Source organism: Caballeronia sp. ATUFL_F1_KS39 (genome assembly GCF_023630985.1).
Lineage (GTDB): Bacteria > Pseudomonadota > Gammaproteobacteria > Burkholderiales > Burkholderiaceae > Caballeronia > Caballeronia zhejiangensis.
Map to the genome: position 1 here is coordinate 111,162 of NZ_JALQDZ010000040.1, position 26,142 is coordinate 137,303.

The 26,142-nt window shown below is 61.8% G+C and carries 26 protein-coding genes; 14 read left to right on the forward strand and 12 right to left on the reverse strand.

Annotated features, from left to right (window positions below):
* Nucleotides 1-128: 128 nt before the first annotated feature.
* The gene (locus NCR93_RS20740) at nt 129-1,598 is read left to right on the forward strand and encodes an alkaline phosphatase family protein (protein WP_175980723.1); all 1,470 of its coding nucleotides are present in this window, start codon (nt 129-131) and stop codon (nt 1,596-1,598) included.
* A 16-nt stretch (nt 1,599-1,614) separates the two neighbouring features.
* On the opposite strand, the gene NCR93_RS20745 is transcribed toward NCR93_RS20740, so the two are convergent.
* The gene (locus NCR93_RS20745; protein ID WP_175980725.1) at nt 1,615-2,133 is read right to left on the reverse strand and encodes a GNAT family N-acetyltransferase; all 519 of its coding nucleotides are present in this window, start codon (nt 2,131-2,133) and stop codon (nt 1,615-1,617) included.
* 245 nt (nt 2,134-2,378) lie between these two features.
* Between NCR93_RS20745 and NCR93_RS20750 the strand changes: the two genes are divergently transcribed.
* The 5 genes from NCR93_RS20750 (at nt 2,379) to NCR93_RS20770 (ending at nt 7,733) form a co-directional block, all read left to right on the forward strand.
* Complete coding sequence (locus tag NCR93_RS20750; RefSeq protein WP_008347896.1) at nt 2,379-3,464, forward strand: linear amide C-N hydrolase; 1,086 nt, start codon at nt 2,379-2,381, stop codon at nt 3,462-3,464.
* Between the two features lie 107 nt (nt 3,465-3,571).
* Nucleotides 3,572-4,258, forward strand: coding sequence for a DUF3348 domain-containing protein (locus NCR93_RS20755; RefSeq protein ID WP_175980727.1), 687 nt, complete (start codon nt 3,572-3,574; stop codon nt 4,256-4,258).
* Between the two features lie 10 nt (nt 4,259-4,268).
* Nucleotides 4,269-6,515: a DUF802 domain-containing protein gene (locus NCR93_RS20760; protein WP_175980729.1), complete on the forward strand. Its 2,247-nt coding sequence runs from the start codon at nt 4,269-4,271 to the stop codon at nt 6,513-6,515.
* The gene (locus NCR93_RS20765; protein WP_008347904.1) at nt 6,512-7,159 is read left to right on the forward strand and encodes an OmpA family protein; all 648 of its coding nucleotides are present in this window, start codon (nt 6,512-6,514) and stop codon (nt 7,157-7,159) included. The genes NCR93_RS20760 and NCR93_RS20765 overlap by 4 nt, the downstream gene beginning before the upstream one ends.
* On the forward strand, nt 7,152-7,733 hold the full coding sequence (locus NCR93_RS20770) for a DUF2894 domain-containing protein (protein WP_175980731.1): 582 nt from the start codon (nt 7,152-7,154) through the stop codon (nt 7,731-7,733). The genes NCR93_RS20765 and NCR93_RS20770 overlap by 8 nt, the downstream gene beginning before the upstream one ends.
* 42 nt (nt 7,734-7,775) lie before the next feature.
* On the opposite strand, the gene NCR93_RS20775 is transcribed toward NCR93_RS20770, so the two are convergent.
* The 8 genes from NCR93_RS20775 to NCR93_RS20810 form a co-directional block, all read right to left on the reverse strand.
* On the reverse strand, nt 7,776-8,759 hold the full coding sequence (locus NCR93_RS20775; protein WP_175980733.1) for a transketolase family protein: 984 nt from the start codon (nt 8,757-8,759) through the stop codon (nt 7,776-7,778).
* A complete protein-coding gene (locus NCR93_RS20780; RefSeq protein WP_008347910.1) occupies nt 8,756-9,598 on the reverse strand; it encodes a transketolase in 843 nt (280 codons plus the stop codon). The genes NCR93_RS20775 and NCR93_RS20780 overlap by 4 nt, the downstream gene beginning before the upstream one ends.
* 24 nt (nt 9,599-9,622) lie before the next feature.
* Nucleotides 9,623-10,951 (reverse strand): MFS transporter, encoded by a 1,329-nt coding sequence (locus NCR93_RS20785; RefSeq protein WP_175980735.1) that lies wholly within the window; start codon nt 10,949-10,951, stop codon nt 9,623-9,625.
* 55 nt (nt 10,952-11,006) lie between these two features.
* Entirely contained in the window at nt 11,007-11,756 is a 750-nt protein-coding gene (locus NCR93_RS20790) for an SDR family NAD(P)-dependent oxidoreductase (protein ID WP_175980737.1), read from the reverse strand.
* Between the two features lie 93 nt (nt 11,757-11,849).
* The gene (locus NCR93_RS20795) at nt 11,850-12,743 is read right to left on the reverse strand and encodes a LysR substrate-binding domain-containing protein (protein WP_175980739.1); all 894 of its coding nucleotides are present in this window, start codon (nt 12,741-12,743) and stop codon (nt 11,850-11,852) included.
* A 6-nt stretch (nt 12,744-12,749) separates the two neighbouring features.
* Complete coding sequence (locus tag NCR93_RS20800; protein WP_175980741.1) at nt 12,750-13,337, reverse strand: peroxidase-related enzyme; 588 nt, start codon at nt 13,335-13,337, stop codon at nt 12,750-12,752.
* A 48-nt stretch (nt 13,338-13,385) separates the two neighbouring features.
* The gene (locus tag NCR93_RS20805) at nt 13,386-15,995 is read right to left on the reverse strand and encodes a PAS domain-containing hybrid sensor histidine kinase/response regulator (RefSeq protein ID WP_175980743.1); all 2,610 of its coding nucleotides are present in this window, start codon (nt 15,993-15,995) and stop codon (nt 13,386-13,388) included.
* Nucleotides 15,996-16,224: 229 nt separating this feature from the next.
* Nucleotides 16,225-16,410 carry a hypothetical protein gene (locus NCR93_RS20810; protein WP_175980745.1) on the reverse strand — a complete coding sequence of 62 codons (186 nt, stop codon included), beginning with the start codon at nt 16,408-16,410 and terminating at the stop codon, nt 16,225-16,227.
* A gap of 175 nt (nt 16,411-16,585) precedes the next feature.
* Between NCR93_RS20810 and NCR93_RS20815 the strand changes: the two genes are divergently transcribed.
* Nucleotides 16,586-17,692, forward strand: coding sequence for an aldose epimerase family protein (locus NCR93_RS20815; protein ID WP_239294908.1), 1,107 nt, complete (start codon nt 16,586-16,588; stop codon nt 17,690-17,692).
* A 205-nt stretch (nt 17,693-17,897) separates the two neighbouring features.
* Here the strand turns inward: NCR93_RS20815 and NCR93_RS20820 are convergent, their stop codons facing one another.
* Nucleotides 17,898-18,194, reverse strand: a complete 297-nt coding sequence (locus tag NCR93_RS20820) for a hypothetical protein (RefSeq protein ID WP_008347927.1) — start codon at nt 18,192-18,194, stop codon at nt 17,898-17,900.
* 272 nt (nt 18,195-18,466) lie between these two features.
* Between NCR93_RS20820 and NCR93_RS20825 the strand changes: the two genes are divergently transcribed.
* Entirely contained in the window at nt 18,467-19,519 is a 1,053-nt protein-coding gene (locus NCR93_RS20825) for a helix-turn-helix transcriptional regulator (protein WP_175980748.1), read from the forward strand.
* Here NCR93_RS20825 and NCR93_RS20830 read toward each other — a convergent pair.
* Nucleotides 19,470-20,759 (reverse strand): MFS transporter, encoded by a 1,290-nt coding sequence (locus NCR93_RS20830; RefSeq protein ID WP_175980750.1) that lies wholly within the window; start codon nt 20,757-20,759, stop codon nt 19,470-19,472. The genes NCR93_RS20825 and NCR93_RS20830 overlap by 50 nt on opposite strands.
* A 145-nt stretch (nt 20,760-20,904) precedes the next feature.
* Here NCR93_RS20830 and NCR93_RS20835 point away from each other — a divergent pair, with 145 nt between their 5' ends.
* The 6 genes from NCR93_RS20835 (at nt 20,905) to NCR93_RS20860 (ending at nt 24,783) form a co-directional block, all read left to right on the forward strand.
* Complete coding sequence (locus NCR93_RS20835) at nt 20,905-21,786, forward strand: RNA polymerase sigma-70 factor (protein WP_175980751.1); 882 nt, start codon at nt 20,905-20,907, stop codon at nt 21,784-21,786.
* 117 nt (nt 21,787-21,903) lie between these two features.
* Nucleotides 21,904-22,383 carry a carboxymuconolactone decarboxylase family protein gene (locus NCR93_RS20840; protein WP_175980753.1) on the forward strand — a complete coding sequence of 160 codons (480 nt, stop codon included), beginning with the start codon at nt 21,904-21,906 and terminating at the stop codon, nt 22,381-22,383.
* A 38-nt stretch (nt 22,384-22,421) separates the two neighbouring features.
* Entirely contained in the window at nt 22,422-22,829 is a 408-nt protein-coding gene (locus tag NCR93_RS20845) for a cupin domain-containing protein (protein ID WP_175980755.1), read from the forward strand.
* 76 nt (nt 22,830-22,905) lie between these two features.
* A complete protein-coding gene (locus tag NCR93_RS20850) occupies nt 22,906-23,919 on the forward strand; it encodes a LysR family transcriptional regulator (RefSeq protein WP_175980757.1) in 1,014 nt (337 codons plus the stop codon).
* A gap of 117 nt (nt 23,920-24,036) precedes the next feature.
* On the forward strand, nt 24,037-24,210 hold the full coding sequence (locus NCR93_RS20855; RefSeq protein WP_175980759.1) for an NAD-dependent epimerase/dehydratase family protein: 174 nt from the start codon (nt 24,037-24,039) through the stop codon (nt 24,208-24,210).
* Nucleotides 24,211-24,249: 39 nt separating this feature from the next.
* Nucleotides 24,250-24,783: an Ohr family peroxiredoxin gene (locus NCR93_RS20860; RefSeq protein WP_175980847.1), complete on the forward strand. Its 534-nt coding sequence runs from the start codon at nt 24,250-24,252 to the stop codon at nt 24,781-24,783.
* Here the strand turns inward: NCR93_RS20860 and NCR93_RS20865 are convergent.
* Nucleotides 24,765-26,129: an MFS transporter gene (locus NCR93_RS20865; RefSeq protein WP_175980761.1), complete on the reverse strand. Its 1,365-nt coding sequence runs from the start codon at nt 26,127-26,129 to the stop codon at nt 24,765-24,767. The two genes, NCR93_RS20860 and NCR93_RS20865, sit on opposite strands and share 19 nt — an antisense overlap.
* Nucleotides 26,130-26,142: the final 13 nt, after the last annotated feature.

The window sequence follows — 26,142 nt, forward strand, 5'->3', positions numbered from 1 at the left end:
GAGTGAAGGGTGCCGGGAACGCGGCGTGCTACAACCCGGCACCCACAAGCCGTTCGCGTTCGATGTTCAAGGCGCAACCGCGTTTCCGAGAACGGCGTTCGATAACAACACTCACATGGAGCGCCGTCATGGCACACAAGCCTTCCAACGAACCCGACGCGGTACGCCGGCGTCTGCTTGCCGCGTTCGCCAGCACGGCGATGCTGTCGGCCTGCGGTGGCGGCGGCAGCGACGATGACTCGGGCACCGTCACGCCCACGAGTCCCATCGGCACGATTCCGTCCGATCGCGCGAATCTGCCGCGTCCGGCGTTGCCCGCGCCGGAGACTTCGGGCATCGATCACATCGTGCTCGTGACGATGGAAAACCGCTCCTTCGATCACATGCTCGGCTGGGTGCCGGGCGCGGAGGGCGTGCAGGCTGGCAAGCAGTTCACCGATGCGTTCGGCACGGTGCAATCGACATTCGCGCTGTCGGCCAACGCTGCGTTTGGTTATCAAGGCTGCCAGTTTGCCGATCCCGATCACGCCTACGACGCAGGCCGCACGCATCTCGCGAACGGCGCGATGACCGGCTTCCTGCTCACGCCGGATACGAACAAGACGCGCGGCGATCTGCTGCCGATCGGTTACTTCACGGGCAGCGATCTCGAGTTCTATCGACAGGCGGCGACGCAATACACCGTCTGCGATTACTACATGAGCGGCATTCTCGCCGACACGTTTCCGAACCGCGTCTATCTGCATAGCGGCGAAACGGATCGCTTGAGCGATACGCTCGATACGTCGTCTCTATCGACGATCTGGGACCGGCTCGATGCGAAGAACGTGTCGTCGAAGTATTACTTTCATGACGTGCCGTTCACGGCGCTTTACGGCACGCGTTACGTCGGCCGCTCGAAGCTCTTTTCCGATTTCCTGTCCGATGCGGCGGGCGGCAATCTGCCGTCGTTCTGCATGGTCGATCCGAGCTTTGCCGGCGAGGCGAACGGCACGTCCAACGACGATCATCCTCATGCCGATGTCCGCAACGGCCAGGTCCTGCTCGCGCAAATCTACGAAGCGCTGCGCACGAGCCCGAACTGGAGCAAGACGCTCATGATCGTCGTCTACGACGAGTGGGGCGGATTCTTCGAGCATGTCGCGCCGCCGGTCAAGTCGCTGTCGGAGGCGGAACAGAAGCTCGGCAACGACGGCCGCTTGGGGTTTCGTGTGCCATGCGTATTGCTCGGACCGCGCGTGCGCGCGAACAACGTGGCGCGCTATCCGTTCGATCCGAGTTCGATCCATCAACTGCTTGCCTGGCGCTTCGGGCTCGATCCGCTGGGCGTGCGCGCGAGCGATCCGACCACGTTCAACATGGCTTACGCGCTCGATCTGAGCGATGCGCCACGCACCGATGCGCCCGCGATTACGGTGGCGCAAGGGCCGTTCGGACTCGAATGCTCGAACACGGCGTCGACAGGATCGGGTCTCGAGACCATCGACAAGTCGCGGACGGCGAAAGCAGCGGAGGGCGCATCGCAGACGCCGACGCCCGGCGGGCGCTTCGCCGACTTGCGCGCCAAGGCAACTGTGCTGGGATTCCCTTCTTCGTGATTTCCTGATCGACGCGCTATGCACCGCGCGCGAAGTCGAGCGTCATGAGGACCGAATCGTGATACGTGCCGTCGATCTTCAGCGCACGCGGCTCGCGCGCGTATTCGACGAATCCCGCCGCGCGATACAGCCTCATTGCAGCGAGATTGTCCGGCGCGACTTCGAGCTTGATTTCGTCGACGATGCCCCGCGCGTACGCAAGCACGGCATCGACGAGCGCAGCGGCAAGTCCCGTGCCGCGCGCACTCTCGCGCACGTACATGCCCCAGAGAACGCCTTTGTGCCGGAGCTTTGCGCCCGTCGGCACGAGCAGCCCGGCTACCCCGGCTAACATGCCATCGCGGCCGTCGCCACCGAACACCGCGTGATCCGCGATGCGCGCGCCGAACCAGTCGGGCGTCTGCATGCGCTCGTCGTCATACGAAGCGCCGAACGACGTTGGATAACGCTGCAGGCCTTCGAGACGAATATCGCGGAACGCTTGTGCGTCGGCGGGCGTCAGGCGTCTGATCGGCGGGATGATGGCATTCTGCATAACGCATGCAATGAACAAATGGGCAGACATCCATGATAGCCGGGCGCCTCACATCTCCTCTTCGCAGACGGACGAATCGGAAATAAATCCTTAGCCCATGCGCCGATCGAATGTCTTCAGGTAATTGTCACCATCGGGTAATCATAAAGACGACGCCCTTGTTGCCACCGGTGCGCTTTACAAAGCAGGGCGAATCCAATATTTCTGAAGGCGGCTTCACGAACCAACGAAAAGGGAACACGGCCATGACCCGTCTGATTCGAACGTTCGCTTTCCTCTTCGCGCTGGCATTGCTCTCCACGTCGCTCGCGCTTGCCTGCACGCGCACGCTCTATGTCGGCGACAAAGGCCTCGTCATCACCGGCCGTTCGATGGACTGGTCCGAGGACATGCGTTCGAATCTCTGGGTGATGCCCGCGGGCATCGAACGCGATGGCAACGCGGGGCCGCGCTCGATCAAATGGAAATCGAAGTACGGCAGCGTGGTGGTGTCGGGTTATGAAATTGGCACGGTGGACGGCATGAACGAGCGCGGGCTCGTCGCCAATGCGCTCTATCTCGCGGAGACCGATTACGGCAAGCCCGACCCGAAGCGCGACCCGATGTCGATCAGTCTGTGGGCGCAGTATGCGCTCGATAACTTCGCGACCGTCGGGCAAGCCGTGTATGTGATGTCGCGCGAACCGTTCCAGATCATCGCGCCGCCCCTGCCCAACGGCAAGCCGCTGACGATCCATCTTTCTCTTTCCGATGCGCGCGGCGACTCTGCGATCTTCGAGTACATCAACGGCAAGCTCATCATTCATCAAGGCAAGAAGTACAAGGTGATGACCAACTCGCCGATCTACGATGAACAGCTTGCTATCGATACTTACTGGAGAAGCGTCGGCGGCATGGGCTTCTTGCCGGGCACGAATCGCGCGGCGGACCGCTTCGTGCGCGCGTCGTTTCTGCTCGATGCGATTCCGAAGCAGGCCGATGCGAATTACATGGCGGGCGTGCCGCAGCAGTCGTACGCGTTCCAGGCCGTCGCGAGCGTGATGAGTCTCATGCGTTCGGTGAGCGTGCCGCTCGGCATCAGCACGCCGGAGCAGCCGAATCTGTCGTCGACGATATGGCGCACGGTCTCGGATCAGCAGAACCTGATCTATTACTTCGATTCAGCGACGCGGCCCGATACGTTCTGGGTGTCGCTCAAGAAGCTCAACCTGAATCCAGGCGCGCCGGTGATGAAGCTGACGATCGATTCGGGACAGGTCTTCTCCGGCGAGACGGCGGGCAGCTTCGTCGCGACGCAGCCTTTCGCGTTCATGCCCGCGAAGGCGCCATGAGCCAGCATTTGCCTCGACGTTGTCGCGGCTCCGCACGAAACGGGGCATCGATTTCGCCCGCGCAGGTAAAATAGTGTCCTTTTGCCCCCGGTGATCCTGTGCAAGGCATGAAGCGCACGGCATTCAGCGGCCCGGCGCTCGTTCGCCTGCTGGCACATTTTGCCGATCTCGACGTTCACGAACCCGCTCAATCGCTCGCGGACCGCCTGAGCCAATGGCTCGGCTGGACCGATGCGATTGCGCTGTCCACTGCGCTCGCATCCGATCCGCCCGCCGCGTCGGGCGCGCGATCCGTTGCGCGCGAGGTGGAAGAAGAGTGCGCGCGCGTGCGCAACTCGCTCGCAGGCGCATTCGCACGCGAGGAAGCGGCCGTGCGCCGCAGGAATCGTGCGCCGGTGAAGCCGTCGTCCGACGATGCGCCCATCGACTACGCGGACTTTCGTCAGCGCTATGTGTCCTTGCAGCAAGCGATGGAATCCGACATCGGTGCGCTGCGCACGCGTCTGCGATCGACGCTCGCGACGAAATCGCCGGACATGGCGCGTCTCGCCGTCGTCGATGCCGTGATGGAACAGGCGTTGAGCGCGCGCGAACGCAGTCTGCTCGGCAACGTGCCCGCGCTGCTCGGCAAGCATTTCGAGCGTCTGAAGCGCGCTCAAGCCGCTGTCGAGACATCGGCGCCGAATGCATGGCTCGACGTGTTTCGCAAGGATCTGCAGAGCGTGCTGCTCGCCGAACTGGATGTTCGTTTTCAACCGATCGAAGGCTTGCTCGCGGCTCTTCGGCCCCGCTAACTGGCTCGCTATGCCCCGAAATCTTTTGAACATCGCTGTATTTTCGATTGGCCTCGCCGCGGTGCTCGGCATCGGCATTGCATACGTCACGTCGAATGCGATCGCGTTCGCCGTCACGCTCGTGATCGCCGCATGCTATCTCGCGGGCGCGGCGGAATTGCGCCGCTATCAACAGATCACCGGCTCGCTCGAACAGGCCGTCGCACAACTCTCGACCGCGCCGCGCAGCCTCGCCGTGTGGCTCGACAGCCTCGATCCGAGCCTGCGCAATGCGGTGCGTCTGCGTGTCGAAGGCGAGCGCGCGCCGTTGCCCGGTCCGGTGCTCGCGCCGTATCTCGTCGGTCTGCTCGTGTTGCTCGGCATGCTCGGTACGCTGCTCGGCATGGTCGCGACCTTGCGCGGCACCGGCACGGCGCTGCAAAGCGCATCCGATCTGACGGCGATCCGCGCATCGCTTTCCGCGCCCGTGACTGGGCTGGGCTTCGCGTTCGGCACGTCGATCGCGGGTGTCGCGACATCCGCGATGCTCGGCCTGCTGTCGGCGCTGTGCCGTCGCGAGCGTCTTCATGTCACGCAGCAACTCGACGTGAAGATCGCGACGACACTTCGCGTCTTCACGCAGGCGCATCAACGCGACGAAACGTTCAAGCTGCTGCAGTTTCAGACCGAACTGATGCCGAAGCTCGTCGATCGTCTTCAGTCGATGACGATCGCAATCGAACAGCAAAGCCTCGCCGCGAGCGAGCGTCAGATCGCGAGTCAGGATGCGTTTCATGCGAAAGCGGAGACGTCGTATCGGCGGCTCGCAACATCGGTCGAACTGTCGTTGAAGCAAAGCGTTGCCGATAGCGCGCGCGCCGCGAGCGCCGCGTTGCAGCCCGTCATGCAGGCGACGATGGACGGCATCGCGCGCGAAGTCACCGCGTTGCACGGCAATGTCGAGCAGGCGGTGGCGCGTCAACTGGAAGGCTTGTCGAGCGGCTTCGAGGCATCGTCGGCGAAGGTCGCGGACATCTGGAACGCATCGCTCGCGAAGCACGCGCAGTCGAACGCAACGCTCGTCGGCGAGATGAGCGCGTCGCTCGATCGCTTCGCACAAGCATTCGAGCAACGTTCGACGCATCTCGTCGATGGCGTGTCCGCGCAAATGGATCGCGTGTCGGGCGCGCTGGCGTCGTCGGTTGCGAAGCACGAGCAATCGCGCGATGCGCTCGTCGCACGCATGGATGCATCGCTGGAACGCTTCGCACAGACTTTCGATACGCGTTCGTCCGGCTTGATCGACGATGTGTCCGCGCGCCTCGAAACCGCGACGGGAAACATGTCGCAAGCGTGGACCGATGCGCTCGCACAGCACGCGCGCGCGAGCGAGCAGGCAGCCGCGCAGAACCAGAACGCGTTGACGACCGCGGCGGCCAGCTTCGAGCAACATGCAGCGGCGCTTGTGCAATCGGTCGATCGTTCGCATGCGGATTTACGCGCCGAACTCGCGCAAAGCGGGGAAGAGCGCCTCGCCGCATGGAGCAGCGCGCTCGACTCGATGACCGGCTCGTTGCGCGAGCAATGGCAGCAAACGAGCGACGTCGCGGCGAATCGTCAGAAGGACATCTGCGATGCCCTCGCGCAAACCGCGCGCGACATGTCCGCGCAATCGCAGACACACGCGAGCGCGACCATCGCGGAGATCGAGCGGCTCGTGCAGGCTGCATCGGAAGCACCGAAGGCAGCCGCCGAAGTCGTCGCCGAAATGCGTCAGAAGCTGTCCGATTCGATGGTCCGCGATACCGCGATGCTCGATGAACGCAGCCGCTTGCTCGCCACCGTCGAGACATTGCTCGGCGCGGTGAACCTCGCATCGAACGAGCAACGCGCCGCGATCGATGCGCTCGTCGACACATCGGCGACGCTGCTCGAACGCGTCGGCGCGCAGTTCACCGGCACGGTCGAAGCCGAGGCCGGCAAACTCGTTTCGATGGCCGCGCAAGTGACGACGAGCGCCGTCGAAATGGCGAGCCTCTCGGATGCGTTCGGCGCGGCCGTGCAGTCTTTCGGCGAATCGAACGACAAGCTCGTCGCGCATCTCGAACGCATCGAAAGCGCGCTCGACAAATCGCTTGCGCGCAGCGATGAACAGCTCGCGTATTACGTTGCGCAGGCGAAGGAAGTGATCGATCTGAGCATGATGTCGCAGAAGCAGATCGTCGAGGACTTGCAGCATATCGCCGGGCAACGCGTGGCCGGAGCGCGCGCGGCATGAACGAGGAAATCGACGGCGGCGCGGAACACGCCGCGCCGATCTGGGCCGCGTTCGCCGATCTGATGTCGGTGCTGCTGGGCGCGTTCGTGCTGATACTCGTCGGCGTGATCGGCGTGCAGTTGCAGCTGGAGAACAAGCTCGACGAAGAGGTGAAGCATCGTCAGGAAGAGACGCAGCGCCGCAAGACGCTGGAACAGGCGCTCGCGGGACCGCTCGCATCGGGACGCGTGACGCTCGTGAACGGTCGCATCGGCATCAGCGGCAGCGTGCTTTTCGCGCTCAATTCCGATCAATTGCAGCCGCAGGGCCGCGATGTGCTGAAGAGTCTCGCAGCACCGCTTTCGACGTATCTGCGTGCGCATGAAGAGATTCTCATGGTGAGCGGTTTCGCCGACGATCAGCAAGTCCACGAAGGCAACCGCCGATTCGCGGACAACTGGGAGCTTTCAGCGAAACGCGCACTGACGGTCATGCGCGCGTTGATCGATGCGGGCGTGCCTTCGTCGTCGGTGTTCGCGGCGGCGTTCGGCTCGGAACAGCCGGTGAGTTCCAATGCCGATGAAAGCGGGCGCGCGAAGAATCGACGCGTGGAGATTTCAGCTGTGCCGCGCTCGTCGGATGGCGCGGTGAAGGCGCATGAGTAACGTGGCCTCTGCACGCGCGATACTCGAAGCATGGCGCGCGAATGGCGACGATCGCGCGAATCCCGTACGCTTCCATCTGATCGATGCGCTGGACAAGCGCGCGGCCGCGTATGAAGGCGAGGCGCGTCGCCTGCTCGATGAACGTGTCGCGCAATTGCTCGATGCGTATCGAAGCGATATGGAACGTGCTGCATCTTCGGATGCATCGATAAGCGATGCCGATGTGCGCGGTCCGCTGGCAACGCTGATCGCTGACATCGCCAAAGCATCTTCGATGCATGGAACATCTCATGCGGAGTTGCTCGATTACTTTCGCGCGGTATGGTCGAAAGTCAGTGCGGAAAAGCAGTTGCGCGATTCGCTCGCACAGGTGCCCCGAAACGCAGGACCGCTCAATTCGAGCAGTCTCGTGCATCGTTCGTTGTCGCTGATGCGCGAAGTATCGCCGGGTTATCTCCAGCAATTTCTTGCCTACGTCGATGCGCTTTCGTGGATGGAAGAGTTAAACGGGCCGACTGTGACCGTCGCGAAAGAAGCGTCGGGTGCGAAGAAGGGCGGACGCAAGAAGAAGTGATGAAGCGCCGCGCGATTCATCGATCGCGCGGCGTGCAGTCTGTTACGCGAGCCAGCCTTTGATCGTGATCGACATCACGTTCGTCGAAATGCCGTAGCGATCGTGCAGCGTAGGCAACGCGCCTGCATCGAGGAACGCATCGGGCAATGCGATCTGACGATAAGCCGGCGCGACGCCCGCCGTCAGCAGTGCGGTTGCCACCGCTTCGCCGAGCCCGCCGATCACCGTATGGTTTTCCGCCACCACGACGAGACGTCCCGAGCGCTTCCCTTCGCGGACGATCGTCTCCGTGTCGAGCGGCTTGATCGTCGGCACATGCAGCACGGCGACATCGACGTTATCGGCTTGCAATGCCTTCGCGGTTTCGAGCGCGCGCATCGTCAGAATGCCCGACGAAATGATGAGCACGTCCCGGCCATCGCGCAGCAGCTTCGCCTTGCCGAGTTCAAAGCGATAGTCGTATTCGTCGAGCACGGCGGGCACGTTGCCGCGCAAGAGACGCGCATACACCGGACCTTTGTGCGCGGCGATCGCGGGCACCATCTGTTCGATATCGAGCGCATCGCACGGATCGATCACGGTCATGTTCGGCATCGCGCGCATCAGTGCGAGGTCCTCCGCGGCTTGATGGCTCGGGCCGTAACCCGTCGTGAGTCCCGGCAGCGCGGCGACGATCTTTACATCGAGATTGTCTTCCGCAATCGTTTGATGGATGAAGTCATACGCACGGCGCGTCGCGAATACCGCGTACGTCGTCACGAACGGCTGCGCGCCTTCGTGTGCGAAGCCCGCAGCCGCGCCCATCAGCAATTGCTCGGCCATGCCCATCTGGTAGTAACGCTCGGGGAATGCCTTCGCGAAGATATGCAGGTCCGTGTACTTGCCGAGATCGGCCGTCATGCCGATGATATTCGTCTTCGTGCGCGCTTCTTCCACGAGCGCATGGCCGAAGGGGGCCGAACGCGTGACCTGTCCTTCGCTTGCGATCGACGCGATCATCGCGGATGTCTTCAAACGAGTGCTCATGCTTGTCTCCCTGCTTCGAGTGCTTGCAGCGCCAGTTGCCATTCATGGGCATCGACGCGGATGAAGTGGTTTTTCTCGCGTTGTTCGAGAAAGGGCACGCCACGGCCCATCTGCGTATCGCATACGATGATGCGCGGCTTCGCGTCCTCAAGATTGCGCGCGTTGTCGAAAGCGTTCTTCACCGCATCGATGTCGTTGCCGTTCACGCGCTGCACGTACCAGCCGAATGCTTCGAGCTTGTCGACGAGCGGCTCGAACGACATGATCTGCGTCGACGGGCCATCCGCCTGCTGATTGTTCACATCGACCATTGCGATGAGATTGTCGAGCTTCCAGTGCGCCGCCGACATCAGACCTTCCCAGATCGAGCCTTCATCGAGCTCGCCATCGGAGAAGAGCGTGTACACGAAAGACTTCGAGCCCTTGCGCTTCAGACCGAGGCAGCGGCCCACAGCGATCGTGAGACCTTGCCCGAGCGACCCGCCGGACATTTCCATGCCGGGCGTGTAGCTTGCCATGCCGGACATCGGCAGACGGCTATCGTCGCTGCCATACGTTTCGAGTTCCTCTTGCGGCAGGATGCCTGCTTCGAAGAGCGCGGCATACAGCGCAATTGCATAGTGACCGTTCGACAGAAGGAAGCGGTCGCGGCCTTCCCATTCGGGATCGTCGGGGCGGTAGTTCATCGCGCCGAAGTAGGCGACGGCCAGCACATCGGCGATATCGAGCGCCTGGCCGATATAACCTTGACCTTGCACTTCGCCCATCAGAAGGGCATTGCGGCGGATACGATAGGCGCGCTCGGCGAGCGTCACCTCTTCGATAACGGGAGCATTCATGCGTTGTCTCCTTGATTAATAAAATTAGCGATTGACCGTTTTCGCGGGCACGAAGAACACGAGCGCCGCGCCGATCACGATGGCTATGGAAATGAAGATCAGGCCCGCGGTCGATTTGCCGGTGAAGTCGTTGAGCCATCCGACGATGGCAGGCGAGAAGAAGCCCGCGAGATTGGCGAAGCAGTTGACCGCGGCAATGCCCGCCGCCGCCGACATGCCGCCCAGCACAGCCGTAGGCAAGGACCAGAATTGCGACGATGACGCGAGGATGCCTGCTGCCGCGATGCTCACGCAGACGATCGATGCGCCCACGCTGCCGAGCATCGGCAAGGTGGCGAAGCCGGCTGCGGACACGAGCATCGGAATCGCGAGATGCAGGCGGCGTTCGCGACGCTTGTCGGCACTTGCACCGATCAGCGGCAGCGCGACGATGGCGCAGAGATACGGAATCGCGGTGAGAATGCCGACCCACAGCGGGTCCGCTACGCCGGTGCGGCGCACGATGGTCGGCAGCCAGAACGTGAGTCCGTATTGACCCATCACGACGCAGAAGTAGATCGCGGCCATCAGCCAAAGACGACGATCGCCGATGAACGCGCGGATCGATACGTGCTTCACCGTCTGCGCGTTGTCCTTCTCGACATTGCGCCGAAGCAATGCTTTCTCTTCGTCGCTGAGCCACTTCGCGCCGGCGATGCCGTTGTCGAGGTAGAACAGGATCGCGACACCCAGAAAGAGCGAAGGCAGCGCTTCGAGCATGAAGAGCCACTTCCATCCGGCGAGCCCCTGCACGCCCTGGAACGCATGCATGATGTAGCCCGAGAGCGGTCCGCCGACGATGCCTGCGAGCGGAATCGCCATGAAGAACAGCGAGAGCGCTTTGGCGCGGCGCGCGGCGGGAAACCAGTACGTCAGATAGAGAATGACGCCGGGCGCGAAACCCGCTTCTGCGACGCCCAGCAAAAATCGCAGGACATAGAAGACTGTCGGTGACTTCACGAACACGAAGCTCGCGGATATCACGGCCCACGTCAGCATGATGCGTGCGAGCCAGTTGCGCGCGCCCACTTTATGAAGGATGACGTTACTGGGCACTTCGAACAGGAAGTAGCCGAGAAAGAAGATGCCCGCGCCGATGCCGTAGATGGTTTCGGAGAAGCGCAAATCGTTGAGCATCTGCAGCTTGGCGAAGCCGACGTTCACGCGATCCAGATACGCGCCGAGATAGCACAGCATCAGAAAGGGAATCAGGCGGCGTCCGACCTTGGCATAGGTCTTTGCTTCGAAGCTGGCGGCATCGTCGGACGATGTGAACTCAGCGCTTACCGCCGCCGCGGATAACTTTGATTTCATGTGTGTCTCCATCCATGTTCGGCGCCCTGGTTTCCAGGTGCGCCCGTACGTGCAATCAATGAATCAGCATGCCGCCGTTGACATCGAGTGTGACGCCAGTGAGATAGGAAGAAAGATCGCTCGCGAGATACAGGCACGCGTTGGCGATATCCGCTGCATCGCCGAGACGCGCGAGCGGAATGCCCTTGATGATGTCCGCGCGCATTTCGGGCGTGAGCTTGTCACCGGTGATGTCGGTTTGAATGAGGCCCGGCGTGATCGAATTCACGCGAATGCCGTCGGCGCCGAATTCACGCGCCATTGCCTTCGCGAGGCCCAGCACGCCGGCCTTCGCCGCGCTGTAATGCGGCCCGCCGAAGATGCCGCCGCCACGTTGCGCCGACACCGACGACATGCATACGATGCTGCCGCTCTTCTGCTTTTTCATCTGCGGAATCACGGCTTGCGACATATACAGCGTGCCGCGCAGATTCACGTCGATGACGGCATCGAAGTTATCCGCGCCTATCTCCAGCGTCTTGATCGGCTGCGTGATGCCCGCGTTGTTGATGAGCGTGTCGATGCGTCCGTATTTATCGATGGTCGCATTGGCGGCCGCGATGCATGCGTTCTTATCGGTGACGTCGCAAGCGAGACCGAGATGGCCATCGCCCAGATCGTTCGCGGCGCTTTGCGCGTCTGCTTCCTTCAGATCCAGCACGACGATGCGCGCGCCTTGCGCCGCAAGCGCCTTCGCCGTTGCCTTGCCGATACCGCGCGCCGAAGCCGCGCCCGTGACGATCACTACCTGGTTCTCGAGCAACATCGTTGTCTCCGTTGGTTGTCTGGTGTAGGCGCAGTTTCCCCGCCTTCGACCTGACGATCAACGCAGTTTGGCTCAACTATTGCTGAGAAATTTTCAGGTATCGCCGCGACGCTCGATTTGCTGATCCATCCACGCCAGAAACTTTGCGACGCGCGGCAATCCGGCATTTTGACTCGGGTAAACGAGATGATGCGCGCCGACTTCGACCGCGTATTCCTTGCCGAATACAGGCACGAGCGAACCGCGTTCCAGATGCCCGGACGCGAGCATCGTGCTTTCGAGCGCGATGCCGTGACCGAGCGCGGCCGCTTCGAGCGACATGTACGAGCGGTCGAATGAAAAGTCGAATGCCTTGCGCTTCACCGCGACGCCGAACTTGCCGAACCACTGCTGCCATTGAACGAGCGGCGATTCGGAGAGAATCAGACGACGGTCGAGCAGATCATCTGGCGTAGCGACTGGAAAGCGTTCGAGATAGGCGCGCGAAGCGAGCGGCGCAATGCTTTCATGCCGCAGCGTCTTCACTTCGACATCGGTCCAATGAGCATAGCCATGACGCACGGCGATATCGTAGTAACCCGATGTGAACGACACGTCTTCATACGAGCACGCGAGGTTCATTTGAATATCGCCATTGGCTTCCTGAAACGCGGCGAGACGCGGCAATAGCCACATCAGGCCGAAGCTCGGACTCGAATGAATGCGCAGTATCTCGACGGATGTTTCGCTCGATGCGCGTTCCGTCGCGCGATTCAATTCGGCGAGCGCGCCGGTGACGTCGGCAAGATATTGCGTGCCGGTCGGGGTGAGGACGAGACCGCGGCCGAACCGCGTGAACAACGGCCGCCCGACGATGCTCTCCAGATTCGCCAGTTGATGACTGACGGCCGAAGGCGTGAGGCCGAGTTCGTCGGCTGCGCGGTTGACGCTCTTCGTGCGCGCGACGCTCTCGAACGCGATGATGGATTTGAGAGGAGGAAGGCGCATGGAAGCTTACTTCGGCTCCTTCGGCACGCGCCCCATCAAAAAGAACTCGTCGTTGGGCCGCATTGAAATGACATTCGCCATGCGATTCGATAACCCGAAAAATGCGGTGATCGCGGCGATATCCCAGATATCTTCATCGCTGAAGTCATGCGCGTGCAATGCCGCGAAATCGGCATCATTCACCGTGCCCGATGCGCGGCATACCTTAAGCGCAAAATCGAGCATCGCCTTCTGACGCGGCGTGATATCCGCCTTGCGATGATTCACCGCCACCTGATCCGCCACGAGCGCGTTCTTTTCATAAATGCGCAGAATCGCTCCGTGCGCGACGACGCAATAAAGGCAATCGTTCACCGCGCTCGTCGCGACGACGATCATCTCGCGCTCGCCCTTGCTCAGGCCGCCTTCCTTGAGCATCAGCGCATCGTGATAAGCGAAGAACGCGCGGAATTCATCGGGCCGGTACGCAAGCGTGAGAAACACGTTCGGCACGAACCCCGCCTTGTCCTGCACTTCGAGAATGCGTGCGCGGATATCGTCGGGCCATTCTTTCGGATCGGGAACGGGATAGCGGCTGATGGGCTTTGGCGTCATGACGTCCTCGAAGGCTTGATCGAACGCCCATTGTAGAGCGAGAGTTCGTCAACGCGTGACTGTGAGCGACGACAATAGCTTCAAGAGGCTCTCGACATTCACGGGCTTCACGAAGTGATAGTCGAAGCCTGCCGATTGCGCGCGCAATCGGTCTTCGGCCTGGCCATAACCCGTGATCGCGATCAGCAAAGGCGTCGTGTCTCCCTTGCGACGCAAACGACGCGCGAGTTCGTAGCCGTCGATATCTGGCAGGCCGATATCGAGCAGCGCCACATCGGGCTGCAAGAGCGGCGCGGCTTCCAGCGCTTCCGCCGATGAATACGCGACGCGCGCGACATGTTCCTCCGACTCGCACAGCATCGCGAGCGAATCGGCGGCATCGCGGTTATCGTCCACGACGAGAATGCGCAGCGCCGTGCGCGTCTCGCGCATGCTCGTCTCCGAAAGTGCGAGCGCGGAATGCCTTTCGTGATGATGCAAACGCGGCAGCCGCACGGTCACCGTCGTGCCGAGGCCCGGTCCCGGGCTTTGCACGGTGATCGTGCCTTTATGCATTTCCACGAGCTTCTTCACGAGAGAAAGCCCGATGCCGAGGCCGCCGTTCGAGCGGTCGAGCGTGCGCTCGCCTTGCGAGAATAGCTCGAATACTTTCGGCAGAAGGTCGGCGGAAATGCCCGTGCCCGTATCGGCGATGACGATAGACACCGAATCGTCGGCAGCCTGCACACTGACGCTGATACGGCCTTGCTCCGGTGTGTACTTGCTCGCATTGTTCAGCACGTTGACAAGGATCTGCGAAAGACGCGTGGGATCGCCGCAGACCCATGTCGTCGCATCGGAAACATCGACTTGAATGTTTTGCGAACGCGACTCGACCATGCCCGCAATGGCTTCGACTGCGTGATATACCGCCGTGCCGACGAGAATCGGTTCGAGTTGCAAGGCGATGCGTCCCTGCGTAATGCGCGAAACCTCCAGCAAGTCGTCGACGATGCGCGTCATGTGCTCCACTTGCCGGCGCATGAGATCGATAAGATCGCGCGGATGCGTGTCGCCATCCTGATCCTTTTGCAGGAGCGCGATGGCCGTTCGCAGCGGCGCAAGCGGATTGCGCAGTTCATGCGCGAGCATCGCGAGGAACTCGTCCTTGCGTCGTCCCGCTTCGCGCAACATCAGCTCCATATGCTTGCGTTCGGTGATGTCTATCACGCTGCCGATGATGCGCAGCGGCTCGCCGTCCTTGCTGCGCTGGAGCAGGGCGCTGCCTTGCATCCACTGTTCTCCGTGCATGTTGCGCACGCGAAACTCGAAATGTCCCTCGGCGTCTTCACCGGCCGCGATGCTGCGCACATAGCGATCGAGCATGGCGCTGTCATCGGGATGCACGCGTGCGAGCGCTGCCTCATAGCTGAGCGTTTCGGTGGTCTGACGCTCGCCGCCGGTTTCGAGCGACAACGTCCACGTCGCGAGTTCCAGCGACGCGATATGAATGTTCGCGGCCTGCATCGCCACCGTGAGGCGCAAGCTGCGCGCCTCGATTGCGGCTTGCGCTTCGAAGCGCGGCGTGACGTCGGTTGTCGTGCCGAACCATTCCTGCAAGCTGCCCTTGTCGTCGTAGAGTGGCGCGGCGTGCGCCTGCACCATGCGATAAACGCCGTCGCGACGGTACATGCGAAAGGTGAGCGTGCAAGCGACGCCGTCGCGCAATGCATCGAGCCATGCCTGATGCGTGCGCTCGCGATCGTCGGGATGGATGTAATCGAGCCAGCCCCAGCCGGACAACACGTCCGGCGATGTGCCCGTGAACTGTTCCCATTCGCCGCCAGAAGGACGGATTTCGCCGTTTGCATCGGCGGACCAGACGAGCGCGCCCGTCGTTTCGACGAGCGCCCGATAGCGTCGTTCGGAAAGGCTCAGGCGATCTTCATCGGCGCGTTGCGTGCTGATATCGAAGCTCACGCCATAGACGCGCGTGAGCACGCCATGACGGTCGAACTCGGGATGCCCGCGCATGCGCAGCCATCGGCGTTGTCCTTGTTCGCTTTCCAGAACGAAGTCGAATTCGAATGGTCCGCCATCGCGCAATGCTTCGGTCAACTTGCGCTGAAACGGCTCGCGATGTTCGGGCGCGACGCGGTCCCACACTTCCGAAAGAAGAACCGCTTCGGTTCCGGGCGGAAAAGAATAGAGCGCGGCGAGCTGTGCGGTCATGCGTACGACGCGCGTCTTCATGTCCCATTCCCACGCGCCCATGCGTGCGCCCGCGAAAGCGGCCTGCAAGCGCCGCTCGCTGGCTTCATACATTGCCCATGCGTGACGACACTCATGAATGTCGATGGCCACACCGACCGTCTCGCCGATCTGCCCTTCCTCATCGCGCCGCGCCTGAAGATGGAGCGTATGCCAGCGGAACGCGGCATCGTTGCGTAACAGGCGCACATCGACGTTGCGAAGCAGCGTGCCGTCGCGCATCTGACGCAGTGCTTCGAGAACCGGCGGGATGTCGTCGGGGTGAACAAAAGCTTTCCAATGCTGCCCGACGAGTTCGGGAAACGGAATGCCGAGATACCGGCAAGCCCACGGATTGGCGTACTGGATTACCCCGTCTCGTGCCGCGCGCCACACAAACGACGGCAGGAAATGAGCAGGATCGTGCATGGCGTCCTTGCTTCCTTACTCCGGCGAAAAGCGTCGCCGCGCACGCCATCCAAGGCTTTGATAGCTTAGGGATACCATACAACAAAAGAGATGGGCTTCATCGCGATACGGCGATGCAGCCATCATCGCTCCGAAAGGTTATATGTAATTTATACGTATCAAAGAATGTTTCGTCTTATGAATCAGCGCGTCGCTTATTGATTCATTGGACGATAACAAGCACGCAAGATCAGCCGGCTTCACCTACGTCTTTCGGATTCGGCAGCTTTTCTTCCTTGCTTTCATCGGTGCGCTTCGGCGGCTCGGGCTCATTTCTCATCGTGCGCTTTTGCTCGTCGGACAAGCGGCGGTCGGCCATGTTCGGATCTTCTGGCGTTTGGGTGGGCGGCGTCGGTCGATCGGTTTGCTGATTCATGAGCGGCTCCTTGTCGTGTTCGTCGGATGACATGAAGAGGTCGCATCCGACGTGCCCGTACCGGGTACAGCCGATGCTCAATTCACACTCCGATGTATCGATCGAATGGTCTTCTCTCATTGCTCTTATGCAGTTCGCGAAAAACACGCTCATTCGTTTTTCCGCTATCGCATGCATGATTTTGTTATCGCCGCGCGGCTTCGCTGCTTCGATTGCCTCCGCGCCCTATGGCGCGACTCAACAAGGCCAGGCGGTCACGCAATTCACGTTGTCCAATGCGCGCGGCGTGTCGATGAACTGCATCACGTATGGCGGCATCGTCACGCGTCTCGATGTGCCGGACCGGCGCGGGCGTCGCGCGGATATCGTGCTCGGCTTTGGCTCGCTCAACGACTATGAGAAGTACAACGGCAAGATCCATTTCGGCGGTCTGATCGGGCGTTATGCGAATCGCATCGCCGATGGAAAGTTCGAACTTGATGGCCGCGACTACAAGCTGCCCGTCAACGAGCCACCGAATACACTGCATGGCGGTCCGCATGGATTCGACGAGAAAGTCTGGACCGTGGTGAAGACGTTTCAGGGCGCGCAAGGCGCGGGCGTGCAGCTTCGCTATGTGAGTCCCGATGGCGAGAACGGCTTTCCCGGCACGCTTACTGTCGACGTAACCTACACGCTCACCGACGATAACGAAGTGCGTATCGACTATCGTGCGAAGACGGACAAGCCGACCGTCCTGAACCTCACGAACGATAGCTACTTCAACCTCGCGGGCGAGGGCAGCGGCAATGTCGAAGGGCAGCTCATCATGATCGCGGGATCGAGCTATACGCCGACGCGCGCCGATTCGATTCCGACCGGCGAGATGGCGAGCGTCGAGAACACACCGCTGGATCTGCGAGCGCTGACACCGATCGGCGCGCGTTTGCGTTCGTCGAATCAGCAGATGCGTTATGCGCGCGGCTACGACCACAACTGGAAGCTCAACAAGAACGGACAGCGCAATGGAGAACCCGGCTTTGCCGCGCGCGCCTACGATCCGTCGAGCGGCCGCGTGCTCGATGTCTATACGACGCAGCCCGGCTTGCAGTTCTACACGGGCAACGGTCTCGATGGCAGCGCGATCGGCACGTCGGGCGTGGCGTATCGACAAACGGATGGCTTCGCGCTAGAAACCCAGCATTTCCCGGACTCGCCGAACCGCCCCACGTTCCCATCGACCGAACTCAAGCCCGGCGACGAGTATCACGAAGTCACCGTCTGGAAGATCGGTGTGCGTTAGCGCATGAGTCGGGTGCGAATCGTACCCCGGGACGCGAAGCCACACGTAGAGGCACTTTTCGACGCGGTGGTCGGAATCGGCCCCCGCGTCGAGTGCTCTCTCTCAGGCTGGCCCTCGGAATTCGTTCGGCGCAAACGGAATTTTGCGTTTTGCATTCGAAATGCCTTGTCGTGTTTTGCATTTCGCATGCGTTGCTGGCGGAGCGCTAGGCGGCCGCCTTGTCGGAGTCTGCTGCCCGGTTCTGTTCGAGAAGATCGAGGAGCCGCAGCACGCGGGCGCGTTGCGTCGAGACGAGATCGCTTTCGTCGCCGACCGCGGCGAGCCGCCTTTTCCAGTAGGCATGATCGAACTGGTCGACCGCCTTTGAATTTCCCGATAGCGCGAGCGAACGGATCATGTGCTCGAGATGATCGAGCTGGGTGTCCGCGAGACGCGCGGGCTTGAGCATCGCTCGCGTGGCCTGCGCGGCGCGCCCGACTTGCACAATTTTCGACTTTTCCATGTGTGACGCCCCGAAACGTCTTTTCTCTCTTTATGTGCGGCTGAATTTTTTATCTTGACTAGCCGTAAACCCTAGGATGGGGAGTCAGCAATGTGACGGCGGGATGAAGGCAAGGAATCGCCGACCTGGCCGCCCACGACGCCGCACACGCTGCTCCTCGTCCAGCACGATATACCGGCATTCAAAATACGCTTTACCATGCGTCTCATTTGCTGGCGCGTATCGTGCGCGCCACAGCGCGAAGGACGACCCGACAACATCGACTGCCGCATATGCCCGCAGATTCCGATCCGCCGAAGATTTCCACGCACTTTTCGACGCGCGCCTGTCCGCGTGAGCGTCAATTGCTCGCATGGCGCGATCGGGTCGGGCATGTGGTCGATGTCGTGCCGGACAAGGATCAGATTGCACGCGGCTTCTCGGGCAGCATCGATTTGCATGCGGCGGGCGGCCTCGTGTTCACGGAAGCGCGCACCGACGCGCTCGTGCTCGAGCGATCTATCGCGCGCGTCTCCACTGACACGCGTCGCGATTTCGCATTTCACGTCTATGTGGAGGGCGAGACCGGTCACGTCAGCGGGCTGAGCGTCAAGCGCAGCGCGCCTGGCTCTGTGCGCGGCATCATCGCACTCGATCTGAATCAGCGCTTTCGCGTCGAACGTCCGGCGTGCCGCGTGCTGACGATGTTCGTACCGCGTGCAATCGTCGGCGCGCATATCGGCGACTGCGACGCGTTGCACGGTCGCGTGCTGCCCGATCACGCGCCGCTCGTGCATTTCGTGTTCGAACATTTCGAGGCCACCGCGCGAGAATTGCCGGTGCTCGACCGGCCCGACGCCGCTGACGCGCTCGATGCCGGCGCGCGGCTCCTGCTCGAGGCATTCGCCGACAAGCCGAATGCCGCGAGCGATTCACGCGCCGCACTGCAAACGGCCGTGAAGAGCCAGGTGAAGCGTTACATCGAAACGCGCCTGCATGAGGCCGATCTCACGCCGACCGCGATCGTCGAGGCACTCGGGCTCAAGCGCGCGACAGTCTATCGGTGGTTCGAGCAGGAGGGCGGGCTCGCCGCATATATTCGACTTCGCCGCTTGCGCGAAGCGGCCGACGAACTCGCGCTGTTTCCCAATCTGCAGATTGCGGATATCGCATTCGGTCTCGGCTTCAAGAGCGCATCGGATTTCACGCGCGCGTTTCGCCGCGCGTTCGACGTCAGTCCGCTCGAGATGCGCCTGCGCGCGCTCGAACTGTTGCGCGCGACGAGTGGCGATCCCGTCATGCGGATGCGCGCCGCGCACTCGCGCGACCTTCCGGAAAGCGGCTGAGCGCAAGAAGCGTCAGGCAGTTCGCGGCGAGCAGATACCACGCGGGCGTCATTACGTTGCCCGTCGCGCCGACGAGCCATGCGACCGTCAACGGCGAGAATCCCCCGAAGATGACGACGCCGAAGGTATAGATCACGGCGAGGCTCGCCGCGCGCCGATGCTTCGGGAAGGCTTCGAGCATGAGCACCGAAGCGGCGCCCGCGTTGTTCAGCGCGACTGCGACATAGAGCAGGATGATGACGAGCGCGAGCGCATCCGGTGCGCCTCGCGTGAGCGCATAAAACGCGGGATAAGCCGTCGCGAGCGCGGCGAAGAGCGAGGCATATTGCAGCGTCTTGCGGCTCATCAGCCGATCGGCCGCAAGCGCGACGAGCGGCGTGACGATCAGAATAACGAGGCCGGAGAGCGACGCGATCAGAAAGCTGATGACAGGCGGCCGCTGCAGCGTATGCGTCAGATAGCTCGGCATGTACAGCACGGCGATGTAGATGCTCGACGATGGCGCGGCCATCATCAGGATGCCGCATGCGAGCGGGCGCGCGTGCTCGCGCAGTACAGTTGCGAGCGGCGTGCGCGCGGGTCGGGGCTTCGACGTGGATGCGTCGCCCGGCATGCGGCGCAGAAACCATCCGAGCGGCGCGATCAGTCCGCCGATGAAGAAGGGCACGCGCCATCCCCATTGCAAGAGTTGCTCCGGCGACAGAAGCGCCGATGTGCACGCGCCGACGAGCGCCGCCACGCACGCGGCCGCGCCCTGACTCGCACCACGCCAGCTGACGATGAAGCAGCGCCGTTCATAAGGCACGGCTTCCATCAGCAGCGCCGATGCCGGTCCGATCTCGCCGCCCGCCGCGAGTCCTTGCAAAAGCCGCGCGACCACGATCAGCACGGTCGCGCTCGCGCCGATCGCCGCGTGCGTCGGCAAGCATGCGATCAGCCACGTACCCAGCGCCATCACGGCGATCGACAGCCGCATGCCGGCTTCGCGTCCGCATCGATCCGCGTATCGTCCGATGAGCACTGCGCCGAGCGGACGCATCACGAAGCCGGCGCCGAATGTCGCGAGCGATAGCAGCAGAGACGAGGCGGGATCATGCGCGGGAAAGAACAGCCGCCCGATGATCGCCGCGGAGAAGCCGTACACAGTGAAGTCGTATGCGACGAAGCCGTTGCTGATCACCGTCGCTACGATGATGCGGGTCAGATTCGCGGGCGCTTGTGGACGTTCGATTTCAGTCATGAATGAGATTGGCGCGTTCGATTCCGGCCATCGATATTAACGGCCGTATTATTCATATCTTTAAAGGAATATCGCGCACGCGTAATATACGATCTCCTTTCAAGCCGATGACTTCACAGACGTTCAGTAACGAGGAATCGCCGTCATGGATGACGCCACGCGCGAATTCGACCGCTTGCGCCCTCGTCTGCAGGGCATTGCGTATCGCATGCTCGGTTCGGTCGCCGAAGCCGAGGATATCGTGCAGGACGTATGGCTGCGCTGGCATGCGGCGGCTCACGAAGCGATCGAGAATGCCGAGGCGTGGCTCGTCGCAGTGACGACGCGCCATTCGATCGACCGGTTGCGCGCCGCGAAGTTGCAGCGCGAACACTACACCGGCATCTGGCTGCCCGAGCCGCAGATCACCGAGCCGCCGGCAACGCCGGAGGAAGTCACGGAGCGCGCGGACGACGTATCCGTCGCGTTCCTCATGCTGCTCGAACGCCTCACGCCCGAAGCGCGCGCGGCGTTTCTGTTGCGCGAGGTCTTCGACGCCGACTATGCGGAGGTCGCGAACATCATCGGCAAGACGGAGGCCGCATGCCGCCAGCTCGTGAGCCGAGCCAAGGCACAACTACGCGAAGAGCGTCCGCGACGTTCGGTGTCGCGAGAGATTCAAAGGCGCTTGCTGCATGCATTCGCGCACGCGATGGAGCTCGGCGATTTCGCAGCGATTCACGCGATGCTCGCGGAGGACGCCATGCTGATCGGCGATGGCGGCGGGCGCGTGCAGAGTTTCCCCAAACCGCTTTTGGGCGGCAAACGCATCGCGCAGCTTTTTTATGCGGCCTTTCTGCGGTATGGAAACGGCGTGTGTCTCGAACTCGTCATGCTGAATGAGCAATGGGCGCTGCTGCGTTTCATCGACGGCAAGCTCGAATCCGCGCAGACTTTCGATATCGAAGATGAACGCATCGTACGCATACAGGTGCAGCGCAATCCGGATAAGCTCGAACGCATTGCGGCTCGCCATGGCAATGCATGAACGCTCGCGATTCGATTGATGCATGCGAGGCAACAGCGTGGGCACGTTCGCATGTCTACCGCGACAAGCCGCGCAAACCTAGGATGACATCCATCTTCAACCAGACATGGAGTCATCATGACGCAGCGAATCAACTACATTCAACAATCTCCCGAGCTTTTCCGGAAGTTCTATGAGTTCAGTCAGGCGGTGCGTGAATGCTCGATCGAGCAGACGACCCGCGATCTCGTGACGCTTCGCGCATCGCAAATGAATGGCTGTGCGTTTTGCGTCGATATGCATGTGAAGGAAGCGAAGATTCATGGCGAGCGCGAACTGCGCACGCATCACGTTGCGATCTGGCGTGAATCGCCGCTGTTTTCGCCGCGCGAACGTGCCGCGCTCGCGTGGACCGAAGTGCTGACGCGCATTCCCGAGCATGGCGTGTCCGACGATCTCTTTGCACGCGTGCGTGAGCAGTTTTCGGAGAAGGAGTTGTCGGATCTGACGTACATCATCATCGAGATCAATGGGTGGAACCGTGCGAATGTCGCGTTTCAGACGGTTCCGGGTTCGTCGGATAAAGCTTTCGGCCTGGACAAGGCAAACCTGTCGTAGTGCGTTCGCGCCGTCGTTCGATCATGGGAGAACGGATCATGCACAGCATCAAACGCGTGGGACTTGCACTCGTCTTCGGATGCACGGCGCTCGCGGCGAGCACGGCGCACGCGGCGCCGGAGGCCATCGTCAAGGAACTCATGACGAAGCCGCTTCCGGAATATCCCGGCAAGGAGGCGCTGATGATCAGCGTGGAGTATCCTCCGGGCGCGGTCGATCCCGTGCATCGTCACGACGCTCATGCCTACGTATATGTCCTGGAAGGTACGATCGTCATGCAGGTTCGCGGCGGCAAGGCCGTGACGCTCAAAGCCGGCGATACCTTTTATGAAGGCCCTGACGACATTCACACTGTGGGACGCAACGCGAGCAACACGAAGCGCGCGAAATTCATCGTGCTGCTTCTCAAAGACAAGGACAAGCCCGTTCTGACGCCCGTTAAATAAAAAATTCGGCATGGCGCGTCACAAACCGTGTGGCGCAAACGTCTTGTTGGACAGAGCCACTACGTTTCGTGCCGCCATGCCATCAGACCTTGTGTGTCATTCCGACGATTCTCTCGCGTATAGCTTCGTAGCGAGTTATGCGGGCGTCGTTTCTTTTCTTGCCGTCGCCAACGAAGGCAGCTTCGCGAAAGCGAGCGACCGCCTGGGCATCGGCCGTTCCGCCGTCAGCCGCAACGTACAGAAGCTGGAAGCACAGCTCGATGCGCGTCTCTTCCTGCGCACGACGCGCAGCACGTCGCTCACACGCGAAGGCGAGCTCTTCTACAAGAATTGTCAGCCAGGCGTGGAGCGCATCGTGCAGGCGCTGGAGGACATGCGCGAGTTGCGCAACGGGGCGCCACGCGGTCACTTGCGCATCGCGTCGGCACCGGGCTTCGGCCGCAAGGTCGTCGCGCCGCTTCTAGCCGGCTTTAATGCACGCTATCCGGACATCGCACTCGAACTGCTGCTGAACGATCGTCCGTGCGATTTCACGGCAGATAGGGTGGATGTCGCGTTTCGCGATGGTCACATGGAAGATAGCGAAGTCGTTGCAAAGCAATTGATTCCGATGCAGATGATCGTCTGCGCATCGCCGGCGTATGCGCGCGAGCACGGCCTGCCGCGTCATGTCGACGATCTCGACGACCATCGCTGCATCAATTTCCGCGCGCCGGCGGGGCGCATCGCTGAATGGGAATTCAAGGTCGACGGCCTTGCGCGAAAGCGCTCGCCCGCGGCCCGGCAAACCTTCAACGATATCGACCTGATGCTGCAAGCAGTGCTCGACGGGCAGGGCATCGCACAACTGCCTGCGTATCTCGTCTGCGATTCGCTCAAGGCGGGGCGCCTCGTCACGTGTCTCGCGCAATACGCGCCCGACGATGGCGGCCACTATCTTTGCTATCTCAGCCGCAAGCATTTGCCCGCGCGCGTGCGTGTATTCGTTGATTACATGACCGAGCAGACGCGCGCGCTTGATCTGCATTGCCTGACGACGTTCATCACGAACCCACGTGCGGGCGTGCAGCAGCTCGTCTCAACCGATTGATGCATCGAAGGCAACACTGCGCATCCGTGCGAGGCGCTACCGGATGCACGCCTGCACGCCTACGATGCGTCATCATCGCGCATTCGCGCATTCGCGGATCGTTTCGAGGAGGAAATCATGAACATCGTAGTCATCGGCGGAAGCGGACTCATCGGCAGCAAGGTCGTGGAGCGTCTGCGTGCGCGCGGGCACGAAGTATTCGCGGCATCGCCGGCATCTGGCGTCGACACGATGACAGGAAAGGGCCTGCAAGAAGGGTTGCAGGACGCGCGCGAGGTCGCGGCGCGTTGAGCGATCGTGCAACGTTCGCGCGAAGAATGGATGACCGCCATGGAGCATATCGATCCGCCGCCCGTCAGCCTGCTCGACAGGTATCAAGGACGCGACTTGCAACCCCTGTATTCGACGACCGTCGCGGTGACGGGTGGCGATGCGGGACATGGCCGCGCGACGGGCGAGGCACGATCCGACGACGGCAATCTCGCTCTTGACCTGCGTATGCCCGAGGCGCTCGGCGGTCCCGGCGGCGGCACGAACCCCGAGCAACTGTTCGCCGCGGCCTACGCTGCATGTTTTCATGGCGCGATGGTCCTGCTTGCGGCGCGCGCCGGCATCGTTGTCGCGGCTGCAAGCGTGTACGTCACGGTCGAATTCAGCCGCGATCCGATGGACGGGCTCTTCGTGTTGACCGCCCACACACGCGTGCAGATGCCCGGCATCGAACGCAGCGTAGCTGAGGAACTCGTGCGCAGCACGGAACGCTTTTGCCCTTATACGAAGATGGCGCGTCAAGGCATCGTCAACATAGTTGCGCTTGCAAATACCGACGATGCCTCGAAAGCACATCAAGTCATCAAACGTTGAGTGGCTTCACTCGCTCTATCGCGCCGGCTCAACGCGCCCAACGCGAACGCGGCGATGATTGCGGGAATCGCGAGCAGCGTGAAGACCGCGCCAAATTGCAGCCCCATGCTCATGAGCACGCCGCCGGTCATTGCGCCCGCGACCGCGCCCATGCGGCCGATGCCAAGCATCCATGCGACGCCGGTCGCGCGGCTTCGCGTCGGATAGAACGACGCGGCGAGCGCCGACATCGATGTAACCGCGCTCGTCACCGCTGTTCCGGTCAGGAAGATCAGCAGAGCAAGCCAGAACTGATCCGCGATGCCGCGTCCGATTGTCAGCACCATCGCCGCTGCGAGCACATAAGCGCACGCGTTCACGCGTCGCGGATTGGCCTTGCCCATCACCCAGCCAAGGCACAGGTTGCCGAGAATGCCGCCGAGCGGAAAGAGCGATGTCGTGAGCGCAGCGCGCTCGGCGGAGAAGCCTGCATCCTTGAAAAGCGTAGGAAGCCAGTTCGTCAGCAGATAGAAGATCATCAGCCCCATGAAATAGGCGAGCCATAACATGGACGTGCCAAAGCGATAGGGACGCGAGACGATGATGCCGAGCGAAGATTTGTCGGCGCCGGCCGTGCGCGTATCGGCAGAAGTGAACGTGACGTGCGCGCCTTCCGCGAGACGCGGATCGTTCGAGATGCGGCGCAGGACGCGCGCGATCTTTCGCGTAGGGCGTTGTCTCACGACCATGAACTGTGCGGACTCGGGCAACAGAACGAGCAACAGCACGGTGAGCCCGATAGGACCGAGTCCGCCGGCGACGAGCACGCTTTGCCAGCCGAAATGCGGTATGAGCCATGCGGCGCAGAGCCCGCCAAGCGATAGTCCTACGGAGAAGCCGCAGAACATCGCATTGACGGCGATAGCACGAACGCGCGCCGGTGCGTATTCGGACATCAGCGTGACCGCGTTGGGCATTGCCGCGCCGAGACCCAGGCCGGTGAGAAAGCGCCACGCGGTTAGTGTTTCGACTGAGCTTGCTTGTGCCGATGCGAGGCTCCATACGCCAAAGAAGAACACGGAAAGGGCAAGCACCGCCTTGCGTCCGATACGGTCGGCGGCCGGCCCGGCCACGAGCGCGCCGATGCCGAGACCGACGAGCGCCGCACTCATCACCGGGCCTAACGCGGCGCGCGTGATGCCCCAGTCGCCGATCAACGACGGCGCGATAAAGCCGATTGCCGCGGTATCGAAACCGTCGGCCGCGACGACGAGAAAGCACAGGATCAGAATGACCCATTGATAGGGCGAGAAGCGCTCGCCGTCGATAAAGCTCTGGACCTCGATGGTCCCGACGTTCTTTTCCATGCCGTTATGTCTC

Coding starts and splice junctions, on each gene's coding strand:
- NCR93_RS20740 (WP_175980723.1), top strand. CDS start 129: ATGGCACACAAGCCTTCCAACGAACCCGACGCGGTACGCCGGCGTCTG.
- NCR93_RS20745 (WP_175980725.1), bottom strand. CDS start 2,133: ATGCAGAATGCCATCATCCCGCCGATCAGACGCCTGACGCCCGCCGAC.
- NCR93_RS20750 (WP_008347896.1), top strand. CDS start 2,379: ATGACCCGTCTGATTCGAACGTTCGCTTTCCTCTTCGCGCTGGCATTG.
- NCR93_RS20755 (WP_175980727.1), top strand. CDS start 3,572: ATGAAGCGCACGGCATTCAGCGGCCCGGCGCTCGTTCGCCTGCTGGCA.
- NCR93_RS20760 (WP_175980729.1), top strand. CDS start 4,269: ATGCCCCGAAATCTTTTGAACATCGCTGTATTTTCGATTGGCCTCGCC.
- NCR93_RS20765 (WP_008347904.1), top strand. CDS start 6,512: ATGAACGAGGAAATCGACGGCGGCGCGGAACACGCCGCGCCGATCTGG.
- NCR93_RS20770 (WP_175980731.1), top strand. CDS start 7,152: ATGAGTAACGTGGCCTCTGCACGCGCGATACTCGAAGCATGGCGCGCG.
- NCR93_RS20775 (WP_175980733.1), bottom strand. CDS start 8,759: ATGAGCACTCGTTTGAAGACATCCGCGATGATCGCGTCGATCGCAAGC.
- NCR93_RS20780 (WP_008347910.1), bottom strand. CDS start 9,598: ATGAATGCTCCCGTTATCGAAGAGGTGACGCTCGCCGAGCGCGCCTAT.
- NCR93_RS20785 (WP_175980735.1), bottom strand. CDS start 10,951: ATGAAATCAAAGTTATCCGCGGCGGCGGTAAGCGCTGAGTTCACATCG.
- NCR93_RS20790 (WP_175980737.1), bottom strand. CDS start 11,756: ATGTTGCTCGAGAACCAGGTAGTGATCGTCACGGGCGCGGCTTCGGCG.
- NCR93_RS20795 (WP_175980739.1), bottom strand. CDS start 12,743: ATGCGCCTTCCTCCTCTCAAATCCATCATCGCGTTCGAGAGCGTCGCG.
- NCR93_RS20800 (WP_175980741.1), bottom strand. CDS start 13,337: ATGACGCCAAAGCCCATCAGCCGCTATCCCGTTCCCGATCCGAAAGAA.
- NCR93_RS20805 (WP_175980743.1), bottom strand. CDS start 15,995: ATGCACGATCCTGCTCATTTCCTGCCGTCGTTTGTGTGGCGCGCGGCA.
- NCR93_RS20810 (WP_175980745.1), bottom strand. CDS start 16,410: ATGAATCAGCAAACCGATCGACCGACGCCGCCCACCCAAACGCCAGAA.
- NCR93_RS20815 (WP_239294908.1), top strand. CDS start 16,586: ATGATTTTGTTATCGCCGCGCGGCTTCGCTGCTTCGATTGCCTCCGCG.
- NCR93_RS20820 (WP_008347927.1), bottom strand. CDS start 18,194: ATGGAAAAGTCGAAAATTGTGCAAGTCGGGCGCGCCGCGCAGGCCACG.
- NCR93_RS20825 (WP_175980748.1), top strand. CDS start 18,467: ATGCCCGCAGATTCCGATCCGCCGAAGATTTCCACGCACTTTTCGACG.
- NCR93_RS20830 (WP_175980750.1), bottom strand. CDS start 20,759: ATGACTGAAATCGAACGTCCACAAGCGCCCGCGAATCTGACCCGCATC.
- NCR93_RS20835 (WP_175980751.1), top strand. CDS start 20,905: ATGGATGACGCCACGCGCGAATTCGACCGCTTGCGCCCTCGTCTGCAG.
- NCR93_RS20840 (WP_175980753.1), top strand. CDS start 21,904: ATGACGCAGCGAATCAACTACATTCAACAATCTCCCGAGCTTTTCCGG.
- NCR93_RS20845 (WP_175980755.1), top strand. CDS start 22,422: ATGCACAGCATCAAACGCGTGGGACTTGCACTCGTCTTCGGATGCACG.
- NCR93_RS20850 (WP_175980757.1), top strand. CDS start 22,906: ATGCCATCAGACCTTGTGTGTCATTCCGACGATTCTCTCGCGTATAGC.
- NCR93_RS20855 (WP_175980759.1), top strand. CDS start 24,037: ATGAACATCGTAGTCATCGGCGGAAGCGGACTCATCGGCAGCAAGGTC.
- NCR93_RS20860 (WP_175980847.1), top strand. CDS start 24,250: ATGGAGCATATCGATCCGCCGCCCGTCAGCCTGCTCGACAGGTATCAA.
- NCR93_RS20865 (WP_175980761.1), bottom strand. CDS start 26,129: ATGGAAAAGAACGTCGGGACCATCGAGGTCCAGAGCTTTATCGACGGC.